A 9,948-nucleotide genomic window follows, 5' to 3' on the forward strand; every position below is an offset into this window, starting at 1 on the left:
CCAAGTCATGAAATAATAGATAAAAAATATATGATTCTCCTTATTATTATTGTTATTTTAAAACATTTGGAGGCTGAACGATGCAGTCATCGATTGTACAAATGATCGAGAGTCAGAAAAAAGAAATTGTAGACCGTTGGCAAAAAGAAATGGAAAGCGTCAGTAAAGAATTTGGTGTAGATACGCTAAATATGAGAGAGCATAGAGATTGGAATGACGACTTCATCGTGGTCATTTTCGAATCTATCGATGCGGATGACGGAAATTTAAAAGGGCGTTTTCGCCAATTTGTAGAGAATTTAATTCAGCATGGCTGGTCATTAGGTTATTTTACAAAAGGACTCCAAATTTTTCGTCGTATTTTGTTAGATATTATGACAACAGGAGAAACGAACCTCTCTAAAAACATGTATGATACATTTTCGGAAATTGAAAACTGGACTGATTGCTTGACCAATCAAATTGTTGATGAATATTCTGGAAACTGGGAAAATACGTTTCAACTGCAACAGACGGCCTTAAAAGAACTTTCTGCACCAGTCATTCCGATATTTGAACACATTTGTGTCGTTCCGCTCATTGGAACCATTGATACGGAACGTGCCCAATTAATTGTCGATAATTTACTTGAAAAAGTCATCGAGTATCGTTCTCACGTCGTTTTAATTGACATTACCGGCGTTCCCGTAGTCGATACGATGGTAGCGCATCATATCATTCAATCCGCAGAAGCAGTTCGTCTCGCTGGTGCGGAGTGTATTTTAGTAGGTATCCGACCGGAGATTGCTCAAACGACTGTGAATCTCGGAATTGATTTGAACAAAATCCATACGAAAAGCTCGCTTCAGAAAGGGATTCAAACCGCTTTAAAGTTGACGCACAAAGAAATCATTGATATAAAGAAGTAATTTCGATTGGGGGAAGGAATAGATGCGCATTCCCATTTTAAAATTATACGATTATTTGCTCGTTTCGGTCCAAGTAGAATTAGATGATCAAACCGTCCTTCAATTCCAAGAAGATCTATTAAAAAAAATACATCAAGAAGGTTCTTCCGGTGTAGTTATCGATCTCACTTCTGTTGAAATGATTGATTCTTACATAGCAAAAGTTTTAGGTGAGGTCGTGGATATGTCCAATTTAATGGGGGCAAAAGTCGTGCTGACAGGGATTCAACCTGCTGTCGCCATTACACTTGTCAACATGGGCATTATGCTTGACGAAGTTCCTACCGCGTTAGATCTTGAGCAAGGTTTAGAAAAACTTCAATTGGAATTGGAGGAATGAAGATGAGTATCCAGTCCAATGTGGAAGTACGAACGGAATGGGGGATCGTTTCCGCTCGTCAAGCAGGTCGAAGTTTGGCGAAGAAAATTGGATTTGAAAGTGTCGATCAATCAAGAATTACAACAGCCATTTCTGAACTTGCTCGCAACATTTACTTGTACGCGGGAATTGGCGAAATTATTATGGAACCCGTTGAACAAGAAGCTACACCTTCCTCGCCATATCGTCGCGGTATTCGCATTATCGCAAGAGATAAAGGACCTGGGATACATAACATCCGAGAAGTGATGGAAGACGGTTTTACGACATCCGGTGGATTGGGGGCAGGCCTGCCGGGAGTAAAAAGGTTGATGGACGAATTTGAAATAGAATCCACTGTGGGAGAAGGGACGGAAGTTAGGGTTATTAAGTGGCTCCGTTGAAGGAGGTTCAATCTTGGCAAATTCTTACGCAATATTAAAAGAACGATATGCAAAAATTTTAAATAAATATTTGCAAGAAAAAAATGAAATTGGTTTGTACCATGCACAGCAATTCAGTAAAAAAGTGTTAGAAGACCAAATTTCACCCGAAGAAATGGTAAGCATTCATGCGGAAACGCTAACAAAGCTATGTCCGGACTTGCCAGCTGAACTCACCGACTCCTTTGATTTTTTAATGGAAATAATGGTGGCGTATGGGATGGCGTATCGAGAACACCAAAGTTTAATAGATAAACAAAAGGAATTTGAGTCAGAAATGAATGTAGCAGCAAGCATGCAACAAACGTTGTTGCCTGCTGAAATACCGTCGACGGAGTCTTTAGATATTGGGGTCGTCAACATTCCAGCTTCTAAAATGAGCGGAGACTACTATCATTTCGTAAAAGATGAACATGGAAACTTAGGTGTGGCGATTGCTGATATTATTGGAAAAGGTGTACCGGCTGCTTTATGTATGTCCATGATTAAATATGCGATGGATAGTTTGCCAGAGCAACGCTTGCAACCTGTTGCATTGTTGGAGAGTTTAAACCGAGTCGTTGAACAGAACGTGGCTTCAGACATGTTTATTACGATGATGTACGGTTCTTATGATCCGAGGGAGCATTGTTTTTATTATTCTGGAGCAGGACACGAACCTGGCTTTTATTACGAAGCAGAAACGGACGAATTTCATGAATTGTATGCGAAAGGAATTGTGTTAGGAATCACAAGAGAACCACTTTTCAAAGAATACAAGAAAAAAGTCAATGTTGGTGATTTTATTGTTTTGTTAACGGATGGAGTGACGGAATGTTTCACGGACGATGGCTTTATTGAAAGAGAAGAAGTGGTTCGTCTAATTCGACAATATCAACATTTGCCCGCTCAGCAAATTGTCGAGAATGTCTTCTATGAATTGGAAAAAGCACAAGGATTTCAGTTGAGAGATGATTTCACTTTAATTATTTTAAAAAGAGAGGTTTAATCTTCTCACATAGCGGGAACAAGCGCGAGAGAGTTCATTTATGTGTGGAGTAAATGAATAAAAGAAGTTGCAAGGCCGCGCTAACGGCGATCTATCTTTCAAACAGATCGCATTTTTCTTTTTTGGTGAGAATTAGAGGAGGGAATAGGATGGATCTATATTTAGAAACTTTGAAAGAACCGACTAAATGGATATTAAAAGTATCTGGGGAAATTGATGCATACACTGCGCCCCAATTAAAAAATAAGCTGATTCCTTTAATAAGTGAGAACGATCGAGAAGTGCAGGTGGATTTGTCTGACGTGCAATATATTGACAGTACAGGTCTTGGGGTTTTTATAGGTGCATTAAAAATCGCGAATGAAAAAGGAGCCACGTATAAACTAGTGGGTCTTCAAAAGAGAGTAAAACGGCTGTTCTCTATTACCGGACTGGATGAAGTGATAGACATCGATGAAGAAAAAAGGGAGGAAGCCAAATAATGAGTGAAGTGCTTGATTACATTGAAATGAAACTACCGGCAAAGGCAGAATACGTAGGAGTCGTCCGACTGACGATTTCAGGGCTTGCCAGTCGGCTTGGTTATTCGTACGATGCGATAGAAGATTTGAAGATCGCCGTGGCAGAGGCAGCAACCAATGTCGTCGAACATGCTTATAAAGATACCGTCGGTTTGATGGGAATTGGATGCCGTGTCTTTCGCGATAAGATGGAAATTATCGTTTCAGACAATGGACAGAGCTTTAATTTTGAAGATTTACAAAAGGATATCGGTCCAGTAAATCCGAACAAACCTGTTCAAGACTTAAAAGAAGGGGGGCTTGGGTTATTCTTAATGGAGTCGCTGACGGATAAAGTGGAAATTAAACAAGAGTCCGGTGTCGTCATCAAAATGACAAAGTTCCTAGAAAGAGATGAGGTGGAACAGCATGTCGACGGAATCAGAAGTACAAATGCGCAACATCAATGAAGGGAATACCGAGGTGTATGAGTGGATTGCTGCTTTTCAAGAGAACCCTACAGAAGAGATTCAAACAAAACTGGTGAAATATTACGAGCCATTAGTAAAATCCCTTTCTCGCAAGTTTTCCCGGGGAAAAGACCACGATGATGACTTATATCAGGTGGGAATGCTTGGTTTATTAGCTGCTCTCCGTCGTTTTGATCCCTCGTTCAACCGAAGTTTTGAGTCTTTTGCGGTGCCGACCATTGTGGGAGAAATTAAACGATTTATCCGAGATAAAACGTGGAGTATCCATGTCCCAAGACGAATTAAAGAATTAGGACCGCGTATTCGGAAAGCGGTGGAAGAATTAACGACACAATTGCAACGCTCTCCGTTAGTGGATGAAATCGCTGCATATTTAGAAGTAACAGAAGAAGAAGTCTTAGAAACGATGGAAATGGGTAAAAGTTACCAAGCTCTTTCGGTCGATCGTTCTATTGAAGCTGATCAAGAAGGAAGCGCTGTTACGCTCCTTGATCTTGTTGGCCGAGTGGAAGAAGGCTATGAAAAAACAGATCAACAATTATTGTTAGAAAAAGCCTTTAGTATACTTACCGATCGAGAAAAAGAAATTTTATACTGTACGTACTTTAAAAATTTAAGTCAAAAAGAAACGGGTGAACAACTTGGGATATCCCAGATGCACGTCTCTCGTTTACAAAGACGGGCGTTGCAAAAGTTAAGAGAATCTATTAAAGTCGAGGCATCGGAGTGTTTGTAATGACGATTGAATCTACGACACATGCAAAAGCTCAAATCGTAACTTATCAACAAAATAAACAGGGGAAAGATTGTTGTGGAGATTCCTATCTCTCCATAGAAACCGATACCCACTTTATTTGTGCGTTGGCAGATGGTTTAGGCAGTGGCCGTTTGGCAAAACGATCTGCCAATATTGCGATGGAAGTGATTCGGAAATCCCAACACGAAGAGGTAAGTACACTTTTGAAAAAAATCAATCATGCTTTAGTGAAAGAACGGGGAGTCGTTATTACAATTTTAAAAATCGATTTTTTAACGAATACTCTCACTTATGGAAATGTTGGCAATATAAGCACGTATCTTTTAACGGAGCTGGGCGAAGTAAATCGTCTTCTTCCTGTGCTCGGTTATTTATCAGGTAGACCTTATCAGGAGAACGTGTTAAAACTTCCTTTTTATTCCGGATCGACATTTTTACTTCATTCAGATGGAGCTTCGTTTTCATGGGTCGATTCCCACTGGCTGCAACAGTCCCTTTCTTTGAATGAAGCAATGGAAAAACTTGTTTCAAAAATGAAATATAAGGATGATGACGCGACAATCATTATTGGTAGAATGTATGACGAGCCTAAAAAATAAGGCTCTTTTTTTGATGAAAGGATTTGCGCATCTGTCTACATAATAATAAAGGAAGGATTCATTTTTACGTAGAAAGGAAGGAGCTTTGTCATGGTGTCTGATCAAACAGTAGAACAACAAATCATCCAACAAATTGGTGAAGATTTAAAAGTACATACTCGCTATGTAAAAAATATAATTACTTTATTAGAAGAGGGAAATACCGTACCGTTTATTGCTCGTTATCGAAAAGAGAAAACCGGGGAAGCAAATGAAGTGTTGATCCGCCAAGTGCAAGAAGCGTGGCATTATGCCAATCAGCTACAAGCACGAAAAAATGAAGTGATTCGTCTGATTGATGAACAAGGAAAACTGACCAAATCATTGGAGCAATCAATTAAACAAGCGAACAAACTACAAGAAGTAGAGGATTTATACCGTCCGTATCGCCAAAAACGACGTACGAGAGCGACGATTGCCAAAGAAAAAGGGTTAGAACCGCTTGCTCTTTTTTTAATGTCCCAACCTAATCAGTCCATTGAAGCAGAAGCAGAGAAATATATTTCCTCTGACAAAGGGATAGAGAATATAGAAGATGCCCTTCAAGGAGCAATGGATATTATCGCTGAACAAGTAGCAGACGATCCTGATAAAAGAAAAAAGATTCGTTCATTTACTTTTCAAAACGGGACACTTAAGGTTGCGAAAAAGAAAGACGCAGATGATCCTCAAAGTGTTTATGAAATGTATTATGATTATGAAGAGCCAATTAAACACATCCCTTCTCATCGCGTTTTGGCAGTCAACCGGGGCGAAAAGGAAAACGTTCTGCGGGTGACCATTGCTATAGAAGAGGAAAAAATATATCCTTTTGTGGAAAAAGGGATTGTGAGCGAACAAAGTGCTTCTTATTCTTATTTAAAGGACGCTTGTAAAGATGCGTATCAGCGCTTAATCGCCCCCGCAATTGAACGGGAGATTCGTAAAGAACTATCAGAAAAAGCGGAAGAGAGAGCGATTTATATTTTCTCGGAAAACTTAAAAAATCTATTGTTAGAACCACCGATGAAAGGAAAAATAGTACTTGGGGTCGATCCTGCCTATCGAACCGGATGCAAGCTGGCAGTAGTAGATGAGTTAGGTACGTTGAAGAAAACAGCCGTCATTTATCCCGCTCCACCGAAAAATGAAATAGAAGAATCAAAAAAAGTGGTAAAAAAGCTTGTGGAGGAATTTAACATTGAAGTGATAGTGATCGGAAATGGCACCGCCTCCCGAGAAACAGAAGAATTTATTGCTGATCTCATACCTGAACTTGACCGCGATGTCGCCTATTTGATTGTGAACGAGGCAGGTGCCAGTGTATATTCTGCTTCTTCCTTAGGACGGGAAGAATTTCCTGAATTAGAGACGGAGGAAAGAAGTGCGGTATCTATTGCTCGTCGCTTTCAAGACCCATTAGCGGAATTAGTCAAAATCGATCCGAAATCTATCGGAGTTGGGCAATATCAGCACGATGTCTCTCAATCGAAGTTAAATGATTCATTAACTTTTGTCGTGGAAACGGCAGTGAACCAAGTAGGAGTAGATGTAAATACGGCGTCTGCAAGCTTACTTCAATATGTGGCAGGATTGTCAAAATCAGTTGCTGTAAATATTGTGAAAAGAAGAGAGGAAAAGGGAAAATTTCATTCTCGGAAAGAGCTGCAACAAGTGCCAAGATTAGGAGCGAAGACATATGAACAAGCCGCGGGGTTTTTGCGCATTGTAGATGGAAAGGAACCGCTTGATCGAACAGCAATTCATCCAGAAAGTTATGATAAAACGTTACTACTTTTAAAGGAAATTGGTGTCACCGTCGACGAAGTGGGAACCGAAACAATCAAAAAAAAGTTGGAAAAAATAAATGAAGAGGAAATTGCAAACCTTCTCGATATTGGGATTCCAACTTTAAAAGACATTATCGAAGACTTAAAAAGGCCAAATCGAGACCCTCGGGACGAACTGCCACCGCCGATTTTAAAGACAGGGATCATGAAAATGGAAGATTTACAAAAAGGTTTAGAATTACGCGGAACCGTAAGAAACGTCGTCGATTTTGGTGCTTTCGTGGATATCGGCGTAAAACAAGACGGGCTTGTCCACATATCGAAATTGGCTCCGCATTACGTGAAGCATCCTTTAGATGAAGTTGCGGTTGGAAACGTCGTCACGGTATGGGTAGAAGACGTCGATGTAGACAAAGAACGAATTTCTTTAACAATGATTCCTCCTATAAAACAAACGGAAAAATAAAAAGAAAAGCTGAAACTGATATCCGATTGATCAGTTCAGCTTTTTTAGCTTTGTTAAATAACCGAACCAACATTGATTGAGTGTCCGAACTTCATCATAATTTTTTTCAAAAAAAGCACGTTGGAGTTGACGCATAAACCATCCCGGCATGAAAAACCTCCTTCTCCCTTTTTAGGTAAAGGGAAAATGTGCTATGATTAGTGTATGTTGGATAGTTTGTCAGAGTTGACAAAAAGGAGTAAGAGCATGCAAGATATGGAATTACAAGCATTAGCTGAACAAATTTCCGAACAATATTTCGGACGGCCATTTAAGCATCGTGCAATATTTAATGCACACTTGCGAACAACTGGCGGTCGCTACATGTTGCAAACTCACCATATTGAAATAAATCCTAAATATTTTCAGTATTATGGGACGACTGAAGTCATTGCAATTTTAAAGCATGAACTTTGTCATTATCACTTACATTTGCTTGGAAAAGGGTATAGACATCGAGACCGTGACTTTAAAGAGTTATTAGCTAAAGTTGGAGGTCAGATGCATTGTAAACCCCTTCCGCAAGACGAAAAAACAAAGCGAACCATTCATTTTTATCAATGTGTCGAGTGCGGGTTAGTTTACAAAAGGAAAAGAAGAATGGATCCGAGAAAGTATGCTTGTGGAAATTGTAGCGGAAAAATACAAAAAGTTGAAGAAATCCTTGACTAAAATAACAACCTAATGTTATATTGTAAAAGTCGCTTTCAAAAAGAGCATACCGAAATGAAATCTTTGAAAAAGTTGTTGACATTACATAAGTAGTTGGTTACAATATACAATGTCGTCAGAAACGACTGATGCGACAACCTATAAAACATTCCACAGTAGCTCAGTGGTAGAGCAATCGGCTGTTAACCGATCGGTCGCAGGTTCGAATCCTGCCTGTGGAGCCATGCGGAGAAGTACTCAAGTGGCTGAAGAGGCGCCCCTGCTAAGGGCGTAGGTCGCGCAAGCGGCGCGAGGGTTCAAATCCCTCCTTCTCCGCCATTGAACACAATATGGCCCGTTGGTCAAGTGGTTAAGACACCGCCCTTTCACGGCGGTAACAGGGGTTCGAATCCCCTACGGGTCACCATTTTTATATTGCGAAGAGATTCGCAGCTTATTCTTCCTCTATCTTTTTGTGAAGAAAGAAGCAAGAAGGTCGAGGAAGCAAGTGAGAGAAGGAAGGATCGTACCCTCGTACGTGACTGACAGAACGAGCGCAGCTGACGAAGAGATTCGCAGCTTATTCTTCCTCTATCTTTTTGTGAAGAAAGAAGCAAGAAGGTCGAGGAAGCAAGTGAGAGAAGGAAGGAGCGTACCTCGTACGTGACTGACTGAACGAGTGCAGCTGACGAAGAGATTCGCAGCTTATTCTTCACAAAAAGGGCCTGTAGTGTAGCGGTTAACATGCCTGCCTGTCACGCAGGAGATCGCGGGTTCGAGTCCCGTCAGGCCCGCCATTATTGTACTTATGTAAAAATGAAATAAACGGTTAAAATAATGGGCCATAGCCAAGCGGTAAGGCAACGGACTTTGACTCCGTGATGCGCTGGTTCGAATCCAGCTGGCCCAGCCAAGTATGCGGGTGTGGCGGAATTGGCAGACGCGCTAGACTTAGGATCTAGTGTCTTTGACGTGGGGGTTCGACTCCCTCCACCCGCACCATAAGCGGTCGTGGCGGAATGGCAGACGCGCTAGGTTGAGGGCCTAGTGGGAGTTACATCCCGTGGAGGTTCAAGTCCTCTCGACCGCACCATACATAGGCGCCCGTAGCTCAACTGGATAGAGCGTCTGACTACGGATCAGAAGGTTAGGGGTTCGACTCCTCTCGGGCGCGCCATTTATTCTGTCGTTATTCTATCATAACTGACAGAAGAACTTGTTCCTCATCATTTACTCGAAAATAGAAGCGAAAAGGTTGAGGAACAAGAGGAAATCAGGAAGGAACGTACCTCGTACGTGACTGACAGAACGAGCGCAGCTGACGAAGAGATTCGATGCTTATTCTTTACAGAAACGGGAAGTAGCTCAGTTTGGCAGAGCACTTGGTTTGGGACCAAGGGGTCGCAGGTTCGAATCCTGTCTTCCCGACCATCTATGCGGGTGTAGTTTAGTGGTAAAACCTCAGCCTTCCAAGCTGATGTCGTGGGTTCGATTCCCATCACCCGCTCCATTATTAAAATAAAATTTTTTGTGGAATAAAAAAATAAAAATTTTTACACTTTTAATCTTGTAAACATTCATTTGTGTTTACGAAAAAACCCACAATAAAAAACCCCTAATTAGGGGCCTGTAGCTCAGCTGGTAAGAGCGCACGCCTGATAAGCGTGAGGTCGGTGGTTCGAGTCCACTCAGGCCCACCATTAAAATATATTGACAATCTATTTTTAATATGATAATATATAATTCCTCTCTTTTAGAGAGAGGTTTTCATGTATCCTTTGAAAATTGAATGAAAGTCAAGCGTCTGTCAATTTCTTCTTTTCATTAGAGGAATGAAGTATTTTAAAAAGAGCAAGATCAACTTTCATGGAGAGTTTGATCCTGGCTCAGGACGAACGCTG

General features: G+C 40.9%; 11 protein-coding genes and 11 tRNA genes. 21 read left to right on the forward strand and 1 reads right to left on the reverse strand.

Annotated elements, in window-relative coordinates:
* Positions 1-80 precede the first annotated feature (80 nt).
* The 9 genes from GJS40_RS05965 to GJS40_RS06005 all read left to right on the forward strand — a co-directional run bounded on the left by GJS40_RS05965 (position 81) and on the right by GJS40_RS06005 (position 7,357).
* Positions 81-908, forward strand: a complete 828-nt coding sequence (locus tag GJS40_RS05965) for an STAS domain-containing protein (RefSeq protein WP_270896905.1) — start codon at positions 81-83, stop codon at positions 906-908.
* 22 nt (positions 909-930) lie between these two features.
* Positions 931-1,287 carry an STAS domain-containing protein gene (locus tag GJS40_RS05970; protein WP_270896906.1) on the forward strand — a complete coding sequence of 119 codons (357 nt, stop codon included), beginning with the start codon at positions 931-933 and terminating at the stop codon, positions 1,285-1,287.
* Between the two features lie 2 nt (positions 1,288-1,289).
* Positions 1,290-1,709, forward strand: coding sequence for an anti-sigma regulatory factor (locus GJS40_RS05975; RefSeq protein ID WP_270896907.1), 420 nt, complete (start codon positions 1,290-1,292; stop codon positions 1,707-1,709).
* Between the two features lie 13 nt (positions 1,710-1,722).
* A complete protein-coding gene (locus tag GJS40_RS05980) occupies positions 1,723-2,736 on the forward strand; it encodes a PP2C family protein-serine/threonine phosphatase (RefSeq protein ID WP_270896909.1) in 1,014 nt (337 codons plus the stop codon).
* Positions 2,737-2,885: 149 nt separating this feature from the next.
* The gene (locus GJS40_RS05985; RefSeq protein WP_270896911.1) at positions 2,886-3,218 is read left to right on the forward strand and encodes an STAS domain-containing protein; all 333 of its coding nucleotides are present in this window, start codon (positions 2,886-2,888) and stop codon (positions 3,216-3,218) included.
* Complete coding sequence (gene rsbW, locus GJS40_RS05990) at positions 3,218-3,706, forward strand: anti-sigma B factor RsbW (RefSeq protein WP_270896912.1); 489 nt, start codon at positions 3,218-3,220, stop codon at positions 3,704-3,706. The genes GJS40_RS05985 and rsbW overlap by 1 nt, the downstream gene beginning before the upstream one ends.
* Positions 3,666-4,463 carry an RNA polymerase sigma factor SigB gene (gene sigB, locus GJS40_RS05995; RefSeq protein ID WP_270896913.1) on the forward strand — a complete coding sequence of 266 codons (798 nt, stop codon included), beginning with the start codon at positions 3,666-3,668 and terminating at the stop codon, positions 4,461-4,463. The genes rsbW and sigB overlap by 41 nt, the downstream gene beginning before the upstream one ends.
* Positions 4,463-5,083: a PP2C family serine/threonine-protein phosphatase gene (locus GJS40_RS06000; protein ID WP_270896914.1), complete on the forward strand. Its 621-nt coding sequence runs from the start codon at positions 4,463-4,465 to the stop codon at positions 5,081-5,083. The genes sigB and GJS40_RS06000 overlap by 1 nt, the downstream gene beginning before the upstream one ends.
* A 90-nt stretch (positions 5,084-5,173) precedes the next feature.
* The gene (locus tag GJS40_RS06005; protein ID WP_270896916.1) at positions 5,174-7,357 is read left to right on the forward strand and encodes a Tex family protein; all 2,184 of its coding nucleotides are present in this window, start codon (positions 5,174-5,176) and stop codon (positions 7,355-7,357) included.
* Between the two features lie 30 nt (positions 7,358-7,387).
* On the opposite strand, the gene cmpA is transcribed toward GJS40_RS06005, so the two are convergent.
* Positions 7,388-7,507, reverse strand: coding sequence for a cortex morphogenetic protein CmpA (cmpA, locus tag GJS40_RS06010; protein ID WP_270896918.1), 120 nt, complete (start codon positions 7,505-7,507; stop codon positions 7,388-7,390).
* 96 nt (positions 7,508-7,603) lie between these two features.
* Here cmpA and GJS40_RS06015 point away from each other — a divergent pair, with 96 nt between their 5' ends.
* The 12 genes from GJS40_RS06015 to GJS40_RS06070 all read left to right on the forward strand — a co-directional run bounded on the left by GJS40_RS06015 (position 7,604) and on the right by GJS40_RS06070 (position 9,747).
* Complete coding sequence (locus tag GJS40_RS06015) at positions 7,604-8,068, forward strand: SprT family protein (RefSeq protein ID WP_270896919.1); 465 nt, start codon at positions 7,604-7,606, stop codon at positions 8,066-8,068.
* A 149-nt stretch (positions 8,069-8,217) separates the two neighbouring features.
* Positions 8,218-8,292 (forward strand) — tRNA-Asn (locus GJS40_RS06020).
* Between the two features lie 3 nt (positions 8,293-8,295).
* A tRNA-Ser gene (locus GJS40_RS06025) sits at positions 8,296-8,386 on the forward strand.
* Between the two features lie 13 nt (positions 8,387-8,399).
* Positions 8,400-8,474 (forward strand) — tRNA-Glu (locus tag GJS40_RS06030).
* Positions 8,475-8,768: 294 nt separating this feature from the next.
* Positions 8,769-8,844 (forward strand) — tRNA-Asp (locus tag GJS40_RS06035).
* Positions 8,845-8,885: 41 nt separating this feature from the next.
* Positions 8,886-8,960: transfer RNA gene (locus GJS40_RS06040), tRNA-Gln, on the forward strand.
* Between the two features lie 5 nt (positions 8,961-8,965).
* A tRNA-Leu gene (locus GJS40_RS06045) sits at positions 8,966-9,049 on the forward strand.
* A 3-nt stretch (positions 9,050-9,052) separates the two neighbouring features.
* A tRNA-Leu gene (locus GJS40_RS06050) sits at positions 9,053-9,140 on the forward strand.
* Between the two features lie 7 nt (positions 9,141-9,147).
* Positions 9,148-9,224, forward strand: a tRNA-Arg gene (locus GJS40_RS06055).
* A 177-nt stretch (positions 9,225-9,401) separates the two neighbouring features.
* Positions 9,402-9,478: transfer RNA gene (locus GJS40_RS06060), tRNA-Pro, on the forward strand.
* A gap of 5 nt (positions 9,479-9,483) precedes the next feature.
* Positions 9,484-9,557, forward strand: a tRNA-Gly gene (locus GJS40_RS06065).
* A gap of 113 nt (positions 9,558-9,670) precedes the next feature.
* A tRNA-Ile gene (locus tag GJS40_RS06070) sits at positions 9,671-9,747 on the forward strand.
* The last annotated feature ends 201 nt before the right edge of the window (positions 9,748-9,948 follow it).

The sequence above is a fragment of the Aliibacillus thermotolerans genome (assembly GCF_027853235.1).
Lineage (GTDB): Bacteria > Bacillota > Bacilli > Bacillales > Marinococcaceae > Aliibacillus > Aliibacillus thermotolerans.

Bases quoted from the DNA above. Each gene is read 5' to 3' on its own strand.
- GJS40_RS06015 (WP_270896919.1), top strand. From the start codon at position 7,604: ATGCAAGATATGGAATTACAAGCATTAGCTGAACAAATTTCCGAACAA.
- GJS40_RS06005 (WP_270896916.1), top strand. From the start codon at position 5,174: ATGGTGTCTGATCAAACAGTAGAACAACAAATCATCCAACAAATTGGT.
- GJS40_RS05970 (WP_270896906.1), top strand. From the start codon at position 931: ATGCGCATTCCCATTTTAAAATTATACGATTATTTGCTCGTTTCGGTC.
- GJS40_RS05965 (WP_270896905.1), top strand. From the start codon at position 81: ATGCAGTCATCGATTGTACAAATGATCGAGAGTCAGAAAAAAGAAATT.
- GJS40_RS05975 (WP_270896907.1), top strand. From the start codon at position 1,290: ATGAGTATCCAGTCCAATGTGGAAGTACGAACGGAATGGGGGATCGTT.
- GJS40_RS06000 (WP_270896914.1), top strand. From the start codon at position 4,463: ATGACGATTGAATCTACGACACATGCAAAAGCTCAAATCGTAACTTAT.
- rsbW (WP_270896912.1), top strand. From the start codon at position 3,218: ATGAGTGAAGTGCTTGATTACATTGAAATGAAACTACCGGCAAAGGCA.
- cmpA (WP_270896918.1), bottom strand. From the start codon at position 7,507: ATGCCGGGATGGTTTATGCGTCAACTCCAACGTGCTTTTTTTGAAAAA.
- GJS40_RS05985 (WP_270896911.1), top strand. From the start codon at position 2,886: ATGGATCTATATTTAGAAACTTTGAAAGAACCGACTAAATGGATATTA.
- sigB (WP_270896913.1), top strand. From the start codon at position 3,666: ATGTCGACGGAATCAGAAGTACAAATGCGCAACATCAATGAAGGGAAT.